The 18171-nt window shown below is 66.0% G+C and carries 16 protein-coding genes; 9 read left to right on the top strand and 7 right to left on the bottom strand.

The features are described 5' to 3' along the window. Positions 1-69: 69 nt before the first annotated feature. The 6 genes from ACQR1H_RS07050 (at position 70) to ACQR1H_RS07025 (ending at position 6298) form a co-directional block, all read left to right on the top strand. Positions 70-2652, top strand: a complete 2583-nt coding sequence (locus tag ACQR1H_RS07050) for an ATP-dependent helicase (protein ID WP_434907344.1) — start codon at positions 70-72, stop codon at positions 2650-2652. Positions 2653-2727: 75 nt separating this feature from the next. Beyond that, positions 2728-3144 (top strand): hypothetical protein, encoded by a 417-nt coding sequence (locus ACQR1H_RS07045; RefSeq protein ID WP_434907343.1) that lies wholly within the window; start codon positions 2728-2730, stop codon positions 3142-3144. Continuing rightward, positions 3144-3812 carry an OmpA family protein gene (locus ACQR1H_RS07040; RefSeq protein ID WP_434907342.1) on the top strand — a complete coding sequence of 223 codons (669 nt, stop codon included), beginning with the start codon at positions 3144-3146 and terminating at the stop codon, positions 3810-3812. Before ACQR1H_RS07045 ends, ACQR1H_RS07040 begins: the two co-directional genes overlap by 1 nt. Before the next feature lie 244 nt (positions 3813-4056). Beyond that, complete coding sequence (locus tag ACQR1H_RS07035; RefSeq protein ID WP_315802142.1) at positions 4057-4608, top strand: Mpo1-like protein; 552 nt, start codon at positions 4057-4059, stop codon at positions 4606-4608. Continuing rightward, positions 4608-5633 (top strand): NAD-dependent epimerase/dehydratase family protein, encoded by a 1026-nt coding sequence (locus ACQR1H_RS07030; protein ID WP_434907341.1) that lies wholly within the window; start codon positions 4608-4610, stop codon positions 5631-5633. Before ACQR1H_RS07035 ends, ACQR1H_RS07030 begins: the two co-directional genes overlap by 1 nt. Positions 5634-5674: 41 nt before the next feature. Continuing rightward, positions 5675-6298, top strand: a complete 624-nt coding sequence (locus tag ACQR1H_RS07025) for a methyltransferase family protein (RefSeq protein WP_434907340.1) — start codon at positions 5675-5677, stop codon at positions 6296-6298. Positions 6299-6304: 6 nt separating this feature from the next. Here ACQR1H_RS07025 and ACQR1H_RS07020 read toward each other — a convergent pair whose 3' ends face one another. Both ACQR1H_RS07020 and ACQR1H_RS07015 read right to left on the bottom strand, forming a co-directional pair. Next, on the bottom strand, positions 6305-7351 hold the full coding sequence (locus ACQR1H_RS07020) for an alpha/beta fold hydrolase (protein WP_315802139.1): 1047 nt from the start codon (positions 7349-7351) through the stop codon (positions 6305-6307). Between the two features lie 122 nt (positions 7352-7473). Next, positions 7474-8208 carry a hypothetical protein gene (locus ACQR1H_RS07015; protein ID WP_434907339.1) on the bottom strand — a complete coding sequence of 245 codons (735 nt, stop codon included), beginning with the start codon at positions 8206-8208 and terminating at the stop codon, positions 7474-7476. Between the two features lie 282 nt (positions 8209-8490). Here ACQR1H_RS07015 and ACQR1H_RS07010 point away from each other — a divergent pair, with 282 nt between their 5' ends. Both ACQR1H_RS07010 and ACQR1H_RS07005 read left to right on the top strand, forming a co-directional pair. After that, positions 8491-9411 carry an ABC transporter ATP-binding protein gene (locus tag ACQR1H_RS07010; RefSeq protein ID WP_434907338.1) on the top strand — a complete coding sequence of 307 codons (921 nt, stop codon included), beginning with the start codon at positions 8491-8493 and terminating at the stop codon, positions 9409-9411. Continuing rightward, complete coding sequence (locus ACQR1H_RS07005; RefSeq protein ID WP_315802136.1) at positions 9408-10169, top strand: ABC transporter permease; 762 nt, start codon at positions 9408-9410, stop codon at positions 10167-10169. The genes ACQR1H_RS07010 and ACQR1H_RS07005 overlap by 4 nt, the downstream gene beginning before the upstream one ends. Before the next feature lie 28 nt (positions 10170-10197). Here ACQR1H_RS07005 and ACQR1H_RS07000 read toward each other — a convergent pair whose 3' ends face one another. Next, entirely contained in the window at positions 10198-10548 is a 351-nt protein-coding gene (locus tag ACQR1H_RS07000) for a hypothetical protein (protein ID WP_315802135.1), read from the bottom strand. Between the two features lie 316 nt (positions 10549-10864). Here ACQR1H_RS07000 and ACQR1H_RS06995 point away from each other — a divergent pair, with 316 nt between their 5' ends. Continuing rightward, positions 10865-11659, top strand: a complete 795-nt coding sequence (locus ACQR1H_RS06995; RefSeq protein WP_434880311.1) for a L,D-transpeptidase — start codon at positions 10865-10867, stop codon at positions 11657-11659. 63 nt (positions 11660-11722) lie between these two features. Here the strand turns inward: ACQR1H_RS06995 and ACQR1H_RS06990 are convergent, their stop codons facing one another. From ACQR1H_RS06990 to ACQR1H_RS06975, 4 genes are all read right to left on the bottom strand, one after another. After that, positions 11723-12748, bottom strand: a complete 1026-nt coding sequence (locus tag ACQR1H_RS06990) for an ABC transporter permease (RefSeq protein WP_315802133.1) — start codon at positions 12746-12748, stop codon at positions 11723-11725. A 12-nt stretch (positions 12749-12760) separates the two neighbouring features. Beyond that, on the bottom strand, positions 12761-14263 hold the full coding sequence (locus ACQR1H_RS06985; protein WP_434907337.1) for a sugar ABC transporter ATP-binding protein: 1503 nt from the start codon (positions 14261-14263) through the stop codon (positions 12761-12763). Positions 14264-14276: 13 nt separating this feature from the next. Next, positions 14277-15230 (bottom strand): sugar-binding protein, encoded by a 954-nt coding sequence (locus ACQR1H_RS06980; protein ID WP_410051968.1) that lies wholly within the window; start codon positions 15228-15230, stop codon positions 14277-14279. Positions 15231-15744: 514 nt separating this feature from the next. Beyond that, a complete protein-coding gene (locus ACQR1H_RS06975; protein WP_434907336.1) occupies positions 15745-18024 on the bottom strand; it encodes a spermidine synthase in 2280 nt (759 codons plus the stop codon). Positions 18025-18171 lie beyond the last annotated feature (147 nt).

Genomic DNA, 18171 nt, shown 5'->3' with positions numbered 1-18171 from the left:
AGGGCTCCTTCCTGCAGACCTCGCGATGCCGTCATATGATGCCATCCGAGGGACGAGACTGATTCGCTGATGACCGAGCCCAACCGCGTGAGCCCTTTTCCTGCGCCCGACCACCAGCCCGTTGCCGGCGGCATTGCCGCGCGCGCCCGCGCCGCCGCGACCGGTGGTGCGCGCTATCTGGCGGGCCTCAATCCGGAGCAGCGCGAGGCGGTCGAGACGCTCGATGGCCCGGTGCTGGTGCTCGCCGGCGCGGGCACCGGCAAGACCCGCGTGCTGACCACGCGCATCGCGCATATTCTGAGCCAGGGCCGCGCGAGGCCGAGTGAGATTCTGTCGGTGACCTTCACCAACAAGGCCGCGCGCGAGATGAAGACGCGGCTGGCCGAGATGCTCGGACAGGCGATCGAGGGCATGCCGTGGCTCGGCACCTTCCACTCGATCTCCGGCCGCATCCTGCGCAGCCATGCCGAGCTGGTGCAGCTCAAGTCCAATTTCACCGTGCTCGACGTCGATGATCAGATCCGCCTGCTCAAGCAATTGCTGCAGGCCGAGAACATCGACGACAAGCGCTGGCCGGCGCGCATGCTGGCCGGGCTGATCGACGGCTGGAAGAATCGCGGCCTGGCGCCGTCCCAGGTGCCCTCGGGCGAGGCCGCGGTGTTCGCCAACGGCAAGGGCGGCAAGCTCTATGCGAGCTATCAGGAGCGGCTGAAGATTCTCAACGCCGCCGATTTCGGCGACCTGCTGCTCGAGAGCATCCGGCTGTTCCGCGAGAACCCGGACGTGCTCAGGCAATATCAGAGTCGCTTCAAGTTCATCCTGGTCGACGAGTATCAGGACACCAACGTGGCGCAATATCTCTGGCTGCGGCTGCTGTCGCAGGCGCCGTCGTCCTCCGGCTCGTCATTGCCGGGCTCGACCCGGCAATCCATCACGTCTTCGGAAGAAGATGGATCACCGGGTCTCGACGCTCCGCGTCGGCCCGGCGATGACGACAGAAGTGTTGCCGCGCCTAGCTCCGCCCCCGCCCTCAAGAACATCTGCTGCGTCGGCGACGACGACCAGTCGATCTATGGCTGGCGCGGCGCCGAGGTCGACAACATCCTGCGCTTCGAGCACGACTTTCCCGGCGCCAAGGTCATCCGCCTCGAGCGCAACTACCGCTCCACGGGGCACATCCTCGCCGCCGCCTCGCATCTGATCACGCACAACGAAGGCCGGCTCGGCAAGACCTTGCACACCGAGGACGTCGAGGGCGAGAAGGTCACCGTCACCGGCGCCTGGGATTCGGAAGAGGAAGCGCGCGGCATCGGTGAGGAGATCGAGGAGCTGCAGCGCAAGGGCGAGCATCTCAACGACATCGCGATCCTGGTGCGCGCGTCCTACCAGATGCGCGAGTTCGAGGACCGCTTCGTCACGCTCGGCCTGCCCTATCGCGTCATCGGCGGCCCGCGCTTCTACGAGCGCGCCGAGATTCGCGATGCGCTGGCCTATCTGCGCGTCATCAACTCGCCGGCCGACGATCTCGCCTTCGAGCGCATCGTCAACGTGCCGAAGCGCGGGCTCGGCGATGCCACCGTGCAGATGCTGCACGACCACGCCCGCAAGCGCCGCATCCCGCTGTTCGAGGCGGCGCGCGCGGTGGTCGAGACCGACGAGCTGAAGCCGAAGGCACGCGGCTCGCTGCGCGGGCTGATCCTGCAGTTCGAGCGCTGGCGCGCCCAGCGCGAGGTGACGCCACATACCGAGCTCGCCGAGATCGTGCTCGACGAGAGCGGCTACACCGAGATGTGGCAGAAGGACCGCTCGGCCGATGCCGCCGGCCGCCTCGACAACCTCAAGGAGCTCGTCCGCTCGATGGAGGAGTTCGAGAACCTGCACGGCTTCCTCGAGCACATCTCGCTGGTGATGGACCGCGAGGGCGCAGCCGACGAGGAAGCGGTGTCGCTGATGACGTTGCACTCGGCCAAGGGGCTGGAGTTCGACAACGTGTTCCTGCCGGGCTGGGAGGAAGGCCTGTTCCCGAGCCAGCGCACGCTCGATGAACAGGGCCGCGCCGGGCTGGAAGAGGAGCGCCGCCTCGCCCATGTCGGCCTGACCCGCGCACGGCGTCGCGCCAAGATTTATTTCGCCACCAACCGCCGCATCCACGGCACCTGGACCACGACCATTCCGTCGCGCTTTCTCGACGAGCTGCCCGCGGCGAGCGTCGAGATCACCGAATCGAAGGGCGGCTCGGGCTGGGGCGGTGCTGGCGGCTACGGTCCGTCGCGCTTCGACAACGTCGAATCGTTCGGATCGAGCTATTCCACGCCGGGCTGGCAGCGCGCACAGGCGCGTCGGCCGGGCGCGGCACGCGGTTCGTCGGAGAGCGGCTTCAAGGAAGAGCCGTCGCCGTTCTCGGGCCGTGATCCGTTCGGCAGCGGCTTCGGCGGTAATTTCGGCCGCGGCAAGCGCGGACCGATGACCATCGAGGGCGAGCTGGTGGCGAAATCCACCGGCACGACGTCGGAATTCGCCCTCGACGACCGCGTCTTCCATCAGAAGTTCGGCTATGGCCACGTCGTCAAGATCGACGGCAACAAGCTGACCATCGCGTTCGACAAGGCCGGCGAGAAACACGTCGTCGACAGCTTCGTGCAGCGGGCGTGACCCGGCGGCCACGCCGCCGCACTTCGCCTTGGTTAGGCCTTGACCGTGGCAGCGTGCATCGTATGAGATGCAATCATGGTCCGGGGATCCATTCTGTTGAGTGTTGCGGTCGCGCTGTGTGTGCCCTCGCTGGCGGCGGCGCAGACGATGAGCTTTGGCGACTCCGCGGGGCTGATCGCGTCGAGCTGCGGCGCCGACATCACCGCCAATTGCCGCGGCGTCAATCTCGACTCCAACCGCCTCAAGGAATGCCTCTCGCGCAACCAGGACGTGGTGTCCGCGCAGTGCAAGGCGACCTATTTCAAGGCGTTCGAGGCGATCCAGAAGCGCATCGCCGCGCGGGTCACGGTCGCCAATGCCTGCCAGCGCGAGATCGTCAAGCTGTGCGGCGGCTCCACCAAGGAGACGAGCAAATCGATCCCGTGCCTGTTGACGACCAACGGCGTGAGCGCGCGATGCCAGCAGGCGATGGGCGAAGCGGGGTATCGCTGATGCGGCGGACCGCGACATCCTCGCTGTCAGGGCTGATCTTGGCTTCGCTGGTGGCCGCGGGCGCGCCCGCGTGGTCGCAGGAGCTGAGCCGCGAGGACATCGTGCGCCAGCTCGGCCGCTTCGAAACCGCGCCTGCGCTGGATCTTCCGGCGCTGAAGCAGCAGACGCAGGAGCGTTCCAGGTCGCGCGGGCGCAACGAGCCGCCGCCGCAGAAGCGCCCGCCGATCGCGCCGGAGCTGATGAATCTGCCGGCCTTCAACGTCGACATCCAGTTCGACGTGGACACGCCGATCGTGCGTCCGGAATCCTACCAGACCGTCGGGCGGATCGCCGATGCGATGGTGTATTCCGACCTGCTGCCCTACACCTTCCTGATCGTCGGCCATGTCGAAGCCAACGGCAAGCGCGAGTCCAACGTCATCCTGAGCCAGCGCCGCGCCGACGCGATCCGCGACATCCTGGCAAACACCTTCAAGATCTCGGTCAAGCGGCTGCAATCGATCGGACTAGGCGAGGAGCAGTTGCTCGACCCGTCCAAGCCGGCCGCCGCCGTCAATCAGCAGATCCAGATCATCCCGATCGCAAAAACCGTCGAAGAGGCCGCGCCGCCTCAGCCCCCTGCTCCGGCAGCGACCGGCAAGCAGGGCCCTCGCAAGCGTCGCAATTGATGCAATTGAGACCTGCGCGGAGGCCATGAACCCGGAGCGCTGCAGGTGCGACTGTCATATCAGCAGGCTGCCGATGCGCTCTGCCCGACAGGGCGCGAATGGAACCTGTTTTCAAGTGCGGTTGCGCAGCCATGCGGATGGGCCGTGATTGCTGGGTTTGTCGACACAGCCGCTTGATGGTATAGCCCCCTCTTTGCGGCCGTCGATTGAGCGGCGGTCGATCTCATTGACGAGCGAGCCAGCCATGAACGCCATGTTCCGACGCCAAATGGTCGACTACGTCGAATATCATCGCGATCCGCGCAACGGCCTGATGCATGTGTTCGGGATCATCCTGTTGTTCCTGGGCGCCGTGCTGCCGCTGAGCTTGTGGCATTTCGACGCGTTCGGCATCCGCATCGGCCTCGGCGCCGTGCTGGCGCTGCCCGTCCTGCTCTACTGGCTGCTGCTCGATGCCGCACTCGGGGCCGGCATCCTGGCCTTCGCGGTGCTGTTCCTTGCTGCGGCCATGATGATCGCCGATCACGTCCATGGTGTCGCCTTCTGGGCGCTGTTTGCCGCGCTCATCATCTTCGGCTTCGTCTCGCAGGCCGTGGGCCACAAGGTGTTCGAGCGCAACAATCCGTCTCTGCTGGATCATCCGGCGCATCTCTTTCTCGGTCCGATGTTCGTGATGGCGAAATTGTACATGGCGTTGGGTCTGCGGCCTTCGGTGGCCGACCTCATCGCGCCGAATTGGTCGCCGGATCGGCTTGCATCGGACCGGCTTCAAGGCGATCAGCACTCGCGTCCCTAATGAAAATCCTCGTCACCGGCGGCAGCGGTTTCATCGGCCATCACCTCGTCTCTGCGCTCGTGACGCGGGGCGCCGAGGTGCGTGTGCTCGATATTCGCTGCCCCAGCCACATGATCGCTGACGTCGAGTACATCGAAGGCTCGGTGCTCGATGCGGGCCTGGTGAAGCAGGCGGTCGCCGGCGTCGATCAGGTCTATCATCTCGCCGGACTGCCCGGCATGTGGATGCCTGACCGCGAGGACTTCTATCGCGTCAACTGCATCGGCACGGAAACGGTGCTGGCGGCCGCACGCGCCGGCCGGGTGCGCCGGTTCCTGCACTGCTCGACCGAATCCATCCTGTTCGATTATCCCCGCTCGACCGGTGCCGCATCGGCGCCAACAGCACCGCCGGCCGAGGCGATGCCCGGGGCCTATACGCGCTCCAAGGCGCTGGCCGAGGCGCGCGCCATGACAGCCGCCGCGGAGGGCTTCCCCGTCGTGGTGGGCACGCCGACGATGCCGATCGGGCCGCATGACAGCAATCTGACACCGCCGTCGCAGATGCTGCGGCATTTCCTGGACAGCCGGGTCCAGCTCTATCTCGACTTCATCGTCAACCTGGTCGACGTCCGCGACGTCGCGGCGGGCCTGATCCTGGCGATGGAGCGCGGCAAGGTCGGCGGTCGCTACGTGTTCGGCGGCGAAAGCCTGCGCCTCAGCCGCATCCTCGATCTCATGGCGGCGATCAGCGGCCGCAAGCATGTCGCAGTCGCCGTGCCCGGTCGGCTGGCCGAGCTGTCGGCGGGCATGCTGGAGTTCGTCTCCGATCACCTCACCAAGCGCTGCCCGTCCGGCACCGCCGAGGGGGTGCGGATCGCCCGCGCGGCCTCGGATCTGTCGATCGACAGGGCCAAGCGCGAGCTCGGCTACGTTCCACGCCCGATCGAGCCGACCTTGCGCGAGACCATCGCCTTCCTGCTCGGTTCCGAGGCGGGAAAGCGTCTCGACGGTAAACAACACCCTTTTCGCACCGCGGCCGAATAGCTAAGAGCAGCCGGTCCCAGGTTTCATAACGGTTCCAAGACATGTCCGGCGATGCCAGCCCCATCTCGTCGTTTGCGTTCAGCGGTTGGACCACCACTTGGCCCACCTCGCTGCTGGCCATCATCTGGCTGATCTGGCTGGCGAGCTGGGTCGGTGCCTCATTCTGGTCGGGGCAGACCCGCAAGCATGTGACGGTGATCAAGACCAGCCGCTATCACGCGCTGATCGTGTTCGGCGGCATCCTGTTCACGCCGTGGACCTCGCGCCTGCTCGGCGAGAAGCCGTTCTGGCACCCCGGCGAGACCGGCGTCTACCTGCTGACCGTCGTGACCCTGACCGGCATCGCCTTCACCTGGTGGGCGCGCATCCATCTCGGCCGCTTCTGGTCCAACGCGATCACCCACAAGGAAGGCCACAAGGTCATCGACACCGGCCCCTACGGCATGGTCCGTCACCCCATCTATACCGGACTGATCCTCGGCATGATCGCCACCGGCATCGCGGTGGGCACGGTGACCGCCGTGCTCGGCGCCGTCCTGATCTCGCTCGGCATGGCCTGGAAGGCGAAGATGGAAGAGGTCTTCCTCGCTCAGGAGCTGGGGCCGGATTACGTCACCTACCGGCAGCGCGTGCCGATGATCATTCCGTTCCTGCCGCCGGGCTAAGGCCGCTCAGCGCCTGGCCTGGGCTGCCGAAGGCGGCTGCGGCGCCTGGTTTGCCGCCTGCGGCAGCAGGTGGCGCGGCAGGATGATGCGCTGGCCCGGGACCAACGGCTGGGTGGCGAGGCCACGGTTGGATTGCTGGAGCGCCCAGAGCGGAACGTGATAGTTGGCGGCGATCTGGTCCAGGGTCTCGCCCGGCCTCACCGCCAGAGCAGTGCCGCTGTCCCACAGCTCCACGGAGGCTGTCGGCGGCACCAGATATCGCAGCGGCACCGGATCCGCGTCGGCAGTAGCCGAGGTCTGCGACAACTGGCTGATCATGGTGACCAACTGGGCGTGCACGTCCTCCATCTTGTCGATGTTGATGTGCGTGACCTCGTCATGATCCTTCATGTCGAAGCTGGCGTAGTGACCGCGAAAGCCGGGCTCCGGCTTGACGTCGCCGCCGCCGAGAATGTTGTCGGACAGGAACAGGTTGATGAAGCGCTGCACGTTGGACGGCACGCTCTTGGTCGCATGCGCCGGATCGACGGTGACGACGAGGGCGACCGGGATGTTCTGCTCCTGCAGCGTGATCGCGATGCGCACGCTGCACAGCCCGCCCATCGAATGGCCGATCAGCACGATCGGGCCCGGCTCCTGGCGGTAGTTCTTGGCCACCTGGAGCGCGATCAGGTCGCACAGCGTGAATTCATAGACACTGGCCCGGTAGCCGGCCGCCTCGATCTTTTCGGCCAGACGGTCCATCCCGGTCGAGAACAGCGGACCGAGCGCGCCGCGGAACAGGTACACCCGCGGCGGCGGCAGCGGCTGGCTGATCTCGGGCGGCGCAGCGGGTACGGCCCGGATCGCCGCGGGGGTTACTGCCGGGGATGCCTTCGCGGATCTGGTCGGCGCAGGGGCGGAAGCAGCGCCGGGCTGGGCGGCCTGCGAGATGCTCGGCGCCGCAAGTCCGGCGAGGAAAGGTGCGGCGAGGAGGATCGCAAGCCGTCTCCTGCCGGCAGCCGCCTTGGCTGGACCGAGCCACCGTCTCGCGATTCGCGCCACGCTGGTCATTCGCGCTCCCGGGAAAGCTCACAAGCTCAGATCGAGCAGGGTCTCATCTCCCCCCTGCCATACCGCTTGTCGCCACTGAATGGGAGCATTTTGGGGCGCGCGCCCAGTGGCGCGGTCGTCGATTACCGGTAGCCGGCGACGTTCGCAGCGCGCTGCGGAGCGGCCATGCGGGTCGGCGGCGCCGCCGTCGGGCGGCCCCGCCCGCCGAACACCACGCCATCGATGGCACCGATCACCTTCTGCTGCATGATCTGGTTCTTCTCGATCGTGACGTGGCCAACACCGGGAACCGATTGGACGTCGACATTCTCGAGCTTGCCGCGGAAGCCGTCGTCGCGGCGGACCGGCTCGCCGGCGCCGCTGGCGATGTAGAAATTGATGTAGCGCTCGGCGTTGCCGCCGACGAGCTTGGTCTTGAACACCGAGTCCAGACCGATCGCGAGCTTCACGGGCACGCCGAGCTGGCCGAGTTTGTTGATCATGTCCGGCAGCGCAGTCGCGCCCGAGGAATGCCCCACCAGGATGATGGTCTTGATCCGGCCGGCGCGATAGGCGGCCGCCGCCTCGTCGGCGAGCGACGACCACGACACGAAATTGGCGACCGTGTTTGGAATGCCCTGCGAATCCAGCTTGGCGGCGATGTCGTCGAGCCCCAGCGAGAAGATGTTGAGCACGCCGCGCAGCAGATAGACATGCGTCGTGCTGGCGGTGCTTGCGGCCGCGGGGCTCGGTGCCGCCCTGGCCGATCCGGTGCCGAGCGGCAGAGCCAGCGCAACGGCCAGGGCCACGATGCCAAAGCAGCGCGCCGACAGGCTGCGCTTGAAGGTGGGTCGAACGGTGCTGGCGCGTGGCGTCATCGGTCCTTCTCCGCGGCGGAAATGTCGAGACGGCGCGACCGTACCCAAGATGCTCGCGGACGCAACATTGTCGGACATCGCGAGGCGGCGATCCTCGCCAGCCGTGGCTGAGCGGCAACACCTAACCATATTGGCCACGGAAAAGCCCAACAAGCGACACGATCGATGGTCGCGCGCATGATTGCGCGAACGCCCCCCCGTTCCTATCTGAGCGCTTCGCCTGCGCCCCTCCTCCGCGCAGCTCCCCCGCTCTTTTCGAATCCCTCGCATCGAATCCCCGTGATGGCTCCCGTCATTTCCGTTACCGGCCTGTCGAAGACCTATTCCTCGGGCTTCACCTCGCTCAACAATGTCGATCTCGCGATCGAGCGGGGCGAGATCTTCGCGCTGCTCGGGCCCAACGGCGCCGGCAAGACGACGCTGATCAGCATCATCTGCGGCATCGTCAATGCGTCCAAGGGCAAGGTCGCGGTCGGCGGCCACGACATCAACCGCGGCTATCGCGCCGCGCGGGCGCTGATCGGACTGGTGCCCCAGGAGCTGCACACCGATTCATTCGAGACCGTATGGGCCACGGTCAGCTTCAGCCGGGGGCTGTTCGGCAAGCCGAAGAACCCGGCGCTGATCGAGAAGATCCTCAAGGACCTGTCGCTCTGGGACAAGAAGGACGCCAAGATCATCACGCTGTCCGGCGGCATGAAACGCCGCGTGATGATTGCGAAAGCGCTGTCGCACGAGCCGCAGGTGCTGTTCCTGGACGAGCCGACCGCGGGCGTCGACGTCGAGCTGCGCAAGGGCATGTGGGACGTCGTGCGCGAGCTCAAGGCCACCGGCGTCACCATCATTCTCACCACGCATTACATCGAGGAAGCCGAGGAGATGGCCGATCGCGTCGGCGTCATCAACAAGGGCGAGATCGTCCTGGTCGAGGACAAGGCCAAGCTGATGGCGAAGCTCGGCCGGAAGCGGCTGAGCCTGCAGCTGCAGCATCGGATCGAGACCATCCCCGAGGCGCTCGCGCCCTATCAGCTCGCGCTGTCCGACGACGGCTGGCGGCTCGCCTACGACTACGACACCAAGGGCGAGCGCACCGGAATCACCAGCCTGCTCGGCGATCTCAGGACTGCCGGCATCCGCTTCGTCGATCTCGAGACCAAGCAATCATCCCTTGAAGACATCTTTGTGAGCCTGGTGCGGCAATGAATTTTCGCGCGGTCGCCGCAATCTACAAGTTCGAAATGGCCCGCACCTGGCGCACGCTGCTGCAGAGCATCGTGTCGCCGGTGGTGTCGACCTCGCTCTATTTCGTCGTGTTCGGTGCCGCGATCGGCTCGCGCATCAGCGAAGTGGACGGCGTGAGCTACGGCACCTTCATCGTGCCCGGCCTCGTGATGCTGTCGGTGCTGACCCAGAGCATCTCCAACGCCTCGTTCGGGATCTACTTCCCGAAGTTCATCGGCACGATCTACGAGATCCTGTCGGCGCCGATCTCGCATTTCGAGATCGTGCTCGGCTATGTCGGCGCGGCCGCGACGAAATCCATTATTCTCGGGCTGATCATCCTCGCCACCGCCGGGCTGTTCGTGCCGCTGCACGTCCAGCACCCGGTGTGGATGCTGTCGTTCCTGGTGCTGACGGCCGTGACCTTCAGCCTGTTCGGCTTCATCATCGGCATCTGGGCCGACGGCTTCGAGAAGCTGCAGATGGTCCCGATGCTGGTGGTGACGCCGCTCACGTTCCTCGGCGGCAGCTTCTACTCGGTCAACATGCTGCCGCCGACCTGGCACTCGATCGCGCTGCTCAACCCGGTGGTCTACCTGATCTCCGGCTTTCGCTGGAGCTTCTACGAGATCGCCGACGTCAGGGTGGAAATCAGCGTCGGCGTGACGCTGCTGTTCCTGGCGATCTGCATGGCGATCATCTTGTGGATCTTCAAGACCGGCTACCGGCTCAAGCATTGAGCCGGCGCCTCAGCTTGGTGGTGACAGCTCAGCGGTAGCAGTGAAAGCGGCCGTAGCCGTCGCGATATCCGCGGCAGTGATAGTGCCGGTGGTAATACGAGCGGTGCGGGACGCCGAGCACGCCTTCGACGGCGCCCACGGCTCCGCCGACACCGGCACCGACCGCGCCGCCGACGACGCCGCCCACCGGGCCGGCGATACGGTTGCCTTCGTGCGCCCCTTCATGGGCGCCACGGATGATGCCCTGGGCGTGGGCGAATTGCGGCAGCGCCAGCCAGGCCAACGCCAGGATGAACAGTGCGAGCGCAGCCAGCAGATAGGTCAGCTTATGCGGCGCGCGATCGTCGAGCACCGCCGTCTTGGCCTTCATCGTCAACATTTTGAGTCCTGGGAACCGCATGGAGGAACCCTTGAAACGCGGATGCGGCCAAAAAGTTGCGCGGTCATGACAAATTGGACCGATTAGAGAAGTCCCAAACGCCGGAATGAAAGACCGTCCGCGGTCGCGAAAATGTCAGCGCGGATGAACAGGCCGAGCCTTTGTCCGGCCCCCGCCCGCCATTAAGGTTGAAGCTGCCCTCGGCTGGAACAAATCCGGCAATTCCGACATAGTGCAGGCCGAGGCGATGACCTGGGCGTTGACGTCCCGTTTTGAGGTCTCTCCACAGTCGAGGGCCCTGGAGGCCAGAGGTTAGATGCGTACCATCCTTTTTGCCGTTGCCGGCTTCGCCTTTCTGTCGGCCACGCCGGCTCTGGCCAAGATCGACATCACCGTCGACAAGAACAACCAGATCATGACTGTCGCCGTCGATGGCGTCGAGCGTTATCGATGGCCGGTCTCGACCGGCATTCCCTCGCGGGAAACGCCGAATGGCTCGTTCCGCGCCTTCCGCATGGAAGCCGATCATTTTTCCAAGGAATTCGACGACGCGCCGATGCCGCATTCGATCTTCTTCACGAAGGTCGGTCACGCGATTCACGGCACGGATTCGGAAAGCCGCCTCGGGACCCCGGCGTCCCACGGCTGCGTCCGGCTGTCCAAGGCCAACGCGACGACGCTCTATGACCTGGTACAGAAAGACGGCGTGCTGAACACCACGGTGACGCTGACCGGATCGGCCGAGGTGGCGCTGGCGCGCAATCCACGCCGCGGCACCGCTGTTGCGCGGCGCGAGGCGCCGCAGCAGTATGACGACAGTGGCGAGCCGGTCGTGCTGACGCCGCAGCCGCAGATGCTGCCGGGGCGCCCGGTCGTTCCGCAGCAGCGGCCCGATGACGGCTACATCTATCCCGCCGACGGCAGCGACAACGGTGCGCGCTATCCGGCACCGCCCGGCACGGCCCGCCGCGTCTATGACGCCCAGGCCTATCCGCAGCAGCAGCCGCAGCAGTACTATTACGACAACGGCAATCCGAGCTACGCCCAGCCGCGCTATTACCAGCCGCGGCCCTACTACCAGCCGCGCGGCTATTACACCTATCAGGACTGATCGCGCACTGATCCCAGCAACCGGGCGTGGCCACCAGGCGGCGCTCGGCCCGTTGGGATCTTCTCACTCGGCGTTGACGCGCCCGAGCGAGGCCGACGCACGATCGGCGCTGGCCTGCCCGCGGGCCGTCGGCATGCGCTTGCGCCGCTGCACGAGATACTGGTCGGCCAGCACGCCGATCAGGATCACCGTGCCCATCACGGCGAAATTGAGCGAGCTGGGGATGCCCAGCAGGTTGACCAGGTTCTGCAACACTTGCAGCAGGACCGTGCCGAGCACGACGCCGATGATCGAGCCTTCGCCGCCGCGCAGCGAGCAGCCGCCGAGCACCGCGGCGGCGATCGCATAGAGCTCGTAGAACGAGCCGTGCACCGCCGGCGAGATCGAACGGGTATACATCGCCAGCAGGACCGCGGCGAGCGCGGTCAGGGCCCCGCAGATCACATAGGCCGCGATCGTCACCCGGTCGGACCGGATGCCGGAATAGCGCGCCGCCTCCTCGTTCTTGCCGACGGCGTAGAAATAGCGGCCGTACACCGACCGGTGCAGCACCAGCCAGGCGATGCCGGCGACGATCGCGAGCGCCACGACGCTGTGCGGCAGCGGAAAGCCGAGGACATCGGTGCGGCCGGCGGCCAGCCATTCCAGCGCCGGGAAGCTCGCGCCATAGCCGAAGCCGGCCGTGGCATCCTCGGTGTAGTAGCGCGCCGCGCCGCGATAGATCAGAAGTCCGCACAGGGTCACCACGAAGGGCTGGATGCGCATCTTGGTGACCAGCGTGCCATGGACCAAGCCGATGGCGATGCCGCCGGCGAGGATGAGGAACAAGGCAGCGACCCAGTCGACGTCCCGGTTGACGATGAGGTCGATGAACAGCACGCCGAGCAGCGCGATCACCGACCCCACCGCAAGCTCGATGCCGCCGACGATGATGACGAAGGCCTCGGCGATCGAGAAGATGCCGAACATGCCGACCTGGTTGGCGGTGTTGGAGAGGTTGCCGACCAAGAGGAAGCGTGGGTTGATGAAGGCCACGACGGCGCCGACCACCAGGATCAGGATCAGCAGGCTGAGATCTTTCTTCTGCACGGGCGCCCTCGCTCAGACGGTATGGCCGACGGCGAGCTGAAGCACGTTGTGCTCGCTGAACTCGTCTCTCGCCAAGAAACCTGAAATCATGCCTTCATGCATCACGGCGATCCGGTCGCTCACCCCGATCACCTCCTCCATGTCGCTCGAGATCATCAGGATCGCGACACCGGAATCCGCCAGCCGCCGCAGCATGTCGTAGATCTCCTGCTTGGCGCCAACATCGATGCCCCGGGTCGGCTCGTCGAAGATCAGGACCTTCGGCCGCATCGACAGCCATTTGGCGAGCACGACCTTCTGCTGATTGCCGCCCGACAAGGTGCCGACCGACACCTTGACGTCGGACGCCCGGATCTTGAGCCGTTCGCGCTGTCGATCGGCATTCTCGGCCTCGCGCCTGATGTCGACAAGTCCGAAGCTCAGATAGGAGGCGAGATCCGGCAGCGAGACGTTCTCGGCGATCGACAGGTCGAGCAAGAGGCCGCAGGCCTTGCGGTCTTCCGGAATGAGATAGATGCCGCGATCGATCGCCGCGCGCGGCGTCGAGATGCGGATCGGCTCGCCCTCCAGGCTGAGGCCCCCGGCCAGCAGCGGCTCGACGCCGAAGATGGCGCGCGCGAGCTCGGTACGGCCGGAGCCGACGAGGCCGGCAAGTCCGAGGATCTCGCCGCGCCGGAGTTGCAGGCTGACGGCCTGGTTGGGATAGGTTGCGGTCACGGCCTCCATGACGTCGAGCACGGCCTCGCCAGGCGGCGCGGCCGGCGGCACGTAGAGCGACCGCAGGTCCCGGCCGATCATCAGCCGGATCATCGCTGCAGGATTGAGTTGGTCTCGCGTCAGCGCGCCGACCATGCGGCCATCGCGCAGCACGATGGCGCGATCGGCGCATTGCATCACTTCGTTCAGGCGATGCGTGATGAAGATGACGCTGACCCCGTCCGCCTTCAGGCCGGCGATGACATGCATCAGCCGCTCGGTTTCCGACAAGGTGAGGCTGGAGGTCGGCTCGTCCATGATGACGCAGCGCGCATCGAGCGACAAAGCCTTCATGATCTCGACCAGCTGGCGCTGCGCCAGGGACAGTTCGGCAAGCGGCGTATCCGGCTCGAAATCGGCCCCGAGACGCGCGATCAGCGGGCGCACCCTGGTCCGCAGCGTCGCGCGGTCGATCAGCCGCAGCGGCCCGCCATAGACCGGCTCACGCCCGATGAAGACGTTGCCCGCGACGTCGAGATTGTCGAACAGGTTCAGCTCCTGGTGGACGAAGGCGATGCCGGCCGCGATCGCGTCCGCCACCGCATAGCTGGCCCGCGCCACGCCATCGATCCGGATCGTGCCGCTGCTCGGCTCCACCACGCCGCCGAGCACGCGCATCAGGGTCGACTTGCCGGCGCCGTTCTCGCCGACCAGGGCGATCACCTCTCCGGGCGCGACCGACAGGTTGGCGTGGTCGAGCGCGACCACGCCAGGATAGGTCTTGCCGATGTCGATCAGCTCGAGGAAGGGCTCGCGCACGCCGGCCGTCGCGTCACTTCTTCAGCATCTGCTTCATCTGCGCCATGAAGTCGTCGACGTTCGACTTCTCGATCACCTTGCCGGGCACGATGATGATGCCGTTGGCCGGCACACCCGACTTGTCGCCCTCAACGACCTTCGCCATCAGCTTCATGCCCTGATAGCCCCATTCGAACGGCTGCTGCACCACCGTGCCCTCGATCGCGCCGTCCTTCACGCCGCCGAGCGTGATCGGATCCTCGTCGAAGCCGATGATCTTGATCTTGCCGAGCTTGCCGGCTTCCTTCAGCACCTCGTAGATGCGCGGTGTGTTGTAGGAGTAGAAGCCGACCAGGCAGCTCACATCGGGCATCGCCGCCAGGATGTCCTCGACATTGCGCTTGGCCCGGGTCTGGTCGATCTCGTCGCCGCGCACGTCGACCAGCTCGACCTTCGAGCCCTTGATGGTCTCCTTCACGCCCTCGATGCGCTCGCGGGCGTTGTCGGCGCCGAGCAGGCCGACGAAGCCGACGCACTTGCCCCCGTTCGGCAGCGCCTTCAGCATCAGCTTGCCGGCGTCCTTGCCGAGCTCGGTATTGGAGGAGCCGATATAGGCGATGCGCTTCGATTGCGGCGCGTCGCTGTCGGTGGTGAAGAGCACCGTCTGTGCCGCGATCTTGTTGAGGTGCTCGGTCTGGTTCTTCGGATCGACGGCGCTCACCATGATTCCGGCGGCGCCGGCCGCGACGAGGTCATCCAGCATCCGCTGCTGCACGGCGGCGGCCGCCTGCTCGGGATATTTGAGCTGCAGGTTGTAGTTGGGCAGCTCGCCCTGCGCCTTCTTCACGCCGGCCTCGGCGATCTTCCAGAAGTCGGACGCGCCGTTGACGACGAAGGCGAGGACCTTCTTGTCGGCCGCTCCCGCCGAGCCCACACCGAGCGCCATCGCCAACAGAGCAGACGCGCCGACCATCCAAAGACGCTTCATCAAACCCCTCCCATGTCAGCCGGCCTGCTTGATGCGACCGGCGTTTTGTACTCATTGAAGACACGTTCCGCGCCCGGGACGAGGCCTGCACCCGCACGGCACCGCAGGTCTCGACGTGAACTCGACAAAACCCGAGGCGCACGGGCGTCGCCAAAATCGACGTCACCCCTCGAGTCGTGAAGATGTCGTGTGAGACTTACCGCGCCGCGTACCGAGCCGCCGCTTTCCTCCCGAGAGCCTCATCGTCGTGGAACTTTTATGAGGCACGCACCTCAAGGTAGCATGATCGTGACAGCTCCGCAACAAAGCCGCTGAAGAAAGCAGATCGTGCTATGTTCTGCGATGCAATATCGCTCCATCGCGATGAACCAAGCGGCGAACATTTGACGCGACGCAACCGGCGCCGATTCGGAATCGAGGAGCGCACCTCTTTCCGAACGCGCATGCCGCATGGCGCGCGCCACCCGAATCCTGACGGCCGCCCAACCGGCGGGAACGCGGCGTGCGCCCTCGCCTACTCGCCGTCGCGAAGCCGCCGATACGCCGCGCCGAGAATATTCGAATAGTCGTCGGTCCAGACCCGCTCGCCGTCGGTCGGCTCGGTCTCGGTCCACTTGTCCGAGGAGGCGAGCTTGCCGACATCGGCATCGTCGCGCGCGCTGACGACGACGTCGGTCGGGAAGATGTACTCGTCGTCGCGGCCGGAGTCCTCGTTGTAGACCCAGCTCTTCAGGTCGTTGGCGTCGGCGATGCCGACCACGACGCTCTCCAGCTCCAGATGGCGATTGGAGACGTGCATCACGACAGCGCCCTGTGGCGCCAGCTTCGCCTTGTAGATCGCCATCGCCTCCTCCGTCGCGAGGTGGATCGGAATCGCATCAGACGAATAGGCGTCGACAATGATCAGATCGTAGACGCCGTCCGGCTCCTTGGCGAAGGTCAGCCGGGCATCGCCGATGACCGGCTTGAAGTCCGGCGCGCAGCTCTTGATGTAGCTGAAATATTTCGGATCGCTGGCGGTGTCGACCATGGTCTGGTCGATCTCGAAGTAATTCCAGCTCTCGCCGGGCTGGGCCGCGCAGGTCAGCGTGCCCGCGCCGACGCCGATCACGGCGACCTTGAGCGGCGCGCCCTTGCGCTCCCGGATCGCGGTGATGGCGCGGCCGATGCCGCCGTCCTTGTGATAGTAGGTGATCGGCTCGGGCCGCCCCGTCACCTTGGAGCCGTCGGCGTTGAGATATTTCTGCGCGCCGTGGATGGTCGTGCCGTGCATCAGCACGTGGTAGTGCCCGTCCGATGTCACCACGATCTTGTGCACGCCGAAGAAGCTGCGCACCGTTTCGACGCGGCCGTCATCGGCCGGATAGGCGCGGATCAGGACGAGCGCGAGTGCGGCCGTCGCGAACACCTTCCAGCGGCCGCCGTTCAGCAGCAGAGCGAGCAGCGCGGCGAGCACGCCCACGGCGCCCGCGACATAGACGCGGTGGTCCTCGAGATAGGTCGTGACCTTGCCGGTCATGCCTGAAGGCACCAGCAGCGCGACCGCAATGACCGCGAGCAGGAGCCAGTACCAGCGCGTGAGCCCGGGCAGGCGCTCATTGGCAGCCGGGCGGCACAACGCCGCCAGCGCCAGCAGGATCGGATACTCGGCGACCCAGGAGAAGGTGAACGGCGCGATCAACCCGGCGAACAGGCCACCGACCATGCCGCCGAACGACAGCGCGACATAGAACCCGGTGAGATACTTGGCCGGCGGGCGCGTGCGCGCGAGCTCGCCATGGCAGGCCATGGCGATGATGAAGAAGCAGAGCTGATGACCGCCGAGCGTGAGCGCGAGATTCTGCTCGCCGCCGAAGGCGAGCAGCACGATCACGCCGGCGATCGCCAGCGGCTGCAGCGCCAGCATCCATTTGTGCGGCAGCAGCGGCCGCGACTGGAACACCAGCACCCAGGTGAGCAGATAGAGCGACAGCGGCAGCACCCACAGCAAGGGCGCGGCCGCGACGTCGGTGGAGATGTGCGCGGTCACCGCGATCAGCAGGCCCGAGGGCACCGCGGCCAGGAATATCCAGCGCAGGCGCAGCAGCCAGCGTGGCGCCGGGGCATGGCTGTCCTCGGTGTGCAGCAGGCTCGCGACGATCACCGGCGACCGCAGCAGCAGGACGCCGCAGCCGGCGATCAGCGCGATCAGGAGGCCATAGCCGCCGGTCCAGATCAGGTTCTGCATGCGCAGGCTGAAGATCGGCTCGATCAGCAGCGGATAGGACAGCAGCGCCAGAAAGCTGCCGATGTTCGACGACGCATAGAGGAAGTACGGGTCGGGCGCGGCTGGATGGCCCGTGCGTACGAACCACGCCTGCAGCAGCGGATTGTTGGCGGCGAGCGCGAAGAACGGCAGGCCGATCGACACGGTGAACAGGCCGAGCAGCCACAGCCCGTAGCCCGAGGTCGGCGGGTCGCCCCAACTGCTCGCGATCGACAACGGCAGCGTCAGCAGAGCGAAACCGAGCAGCAGCAGATGGATCGCGATCGGCAGCACCCGGCTGGGCAACTGGGTGAGAAAATGCGCATAGGCGTAGCCCGCCAGCAGCAGGGACTGGAAGAACACCATCGCCACCGACCACACCGCCGGCGAGCCGCCGAGCCGCGGCAGCACCATCTTGGTGAACAGCGGCTGCACCGAGAACAGCAGCAGCGCGCTGACGAAAATGGCGGCGGTATAGACGACGAGCACCAGCCGGTTGCGTGCGGCGGAGGGCTGAGCGACGGCGGCGGGCGAGGCGATTGAGGTCATGACAACTCCGGCAGCAGCGCGGCCGGCATCAGATGCCGAGGCCGGACCGCGATGAGCAGACGAGACATAGCGGATCGCAGGGCGGTATGGCGAGCAGCTGAGGCAAAATGGAGTTTTCCTTGACGTCGCAGCCTTCCGGCGCGACAG

It is taken from the genome of Bradyrhizobium sp. HKCCYLRH2015 (assembly GCF_051168215.1).
In the GTDB taxonomy this organism is placed as follows: Bacteria; Pseudomonadota; Alphaproteobacteria; order Rhizobiales; family Xanthobacteraceae; genus Bradyrhizobium.
The sequence above is the reverse complement of the archived record's forward strand: the minus strand, read 5'-3'. Positions and strand labels throughout refer to the sequence as shown.

Excerpts from the sequence above, each read along its gene's own strand:
- ACQR1H_RS07030 (WP_434907341.1), top strand. The coding sequence starts at position 4,608 with ATGAAAATCCTCGTCACCGGCGGCAGCGGTTTCATCGGCCATCACCTC.
- ACQR1H_RS07050 (WP_434907344.1), top strand. The coding sequence starts at position 70 with ATGACCGAGCCCAACCGCGTGAGCCCTTTTCCTGCGCCCGACCACCAG.
- ACQR1H_RS07040 (WP_434907342.1), top strand. The coding sequence starts at position 3,144 with ATGCGGCGGACCGCGACATCCTCGCTGTCAGGGCTGATCTTGGCTTCG.
- ACQR1H_RS07035 (WP_315802142.1), top strand. The coding sequence starts at position 4,057 with ATGAACGCCATGTTCCGACGCCAAATGGTCGACTACGTCGAATATCAT.
- ACQR1H_RS06975 (WP_434907336.1), bottom strand. The coding sequence starts at position 18,024 with ATGACCTCAATCGCCTCGCCCGCCGCCGTCGCTCAGCCCTCCGCCGCA.
- ACQR1H_RS07025 (WP_434907340.1), top strand. The coding sequence starts at position 5,675 with ATGTCCGGCGATGCCAGCCCCATCTCGTCGTTTGCGTTCAGCGGTTGG.
- ACQR1H_RS07000 (WP_315802135.1), bottom strand. The coding sequence starts at position 10,548 with ATGTTGACGATGAAGGCCAAGACGGCGGTGCTCGACGATCGCGCGCCG.
- ACQR1H_RS07010 (WP_434907338.1), top strand. The coding sequence starts at position 8,491 with ATGGCTCCCGTCATTTCCGTTACCGGCCTGTCGAAGACCTATTCCTCG.
- ACQR1H_RS07005 (WP_315802136.1), top strand. The coding sequence starts at position 9,408 with ATGAATTTTCGCGCGGTCGCCGCAATCTACAAGTTCGAAATGGCCCGC.
- ACQR1H_RS06995 (WP_434880311.1), top strand. The coding sequence starts at position 10,865 with ATGCGTACCATCCTTTTTGCCGTTGCCGGCTTCGCCTTTCTGTCGGCC.
- ACQR1H_RS07020 (WP_315802139.1), bottom strand. The coding sequence starts at position 7,351 with ATGACCAGCGTGGCGCGAATCGCGAGACGGTGGCTCGGTCCAGCCAAG.
- ACQR1H_RS07045 (WP_434907343.1), top strand. The coding sequence starts at position 2,728 with ATGGTCCGGGGATCCATTCTGTTGAGTGTTGCGGTCGCGCTGTGTGTG.
- ACQR1H_RS06980 (WP_410051968.1), bottom strand. The coding sequence starts at position 15,230 with ATGAAGCGTCTTTGGATGGTCGGCGCGTCTGCTCTGTTGGCGATGGCG.
- ACQR1H_RS07015 (WP_434907339.1), bottom strand. The coding sequence starts at position 8,208 with ATGACGCCACGCGCCAGCACCGTTCGACCCACCTTCAAGCGCAGCCTG.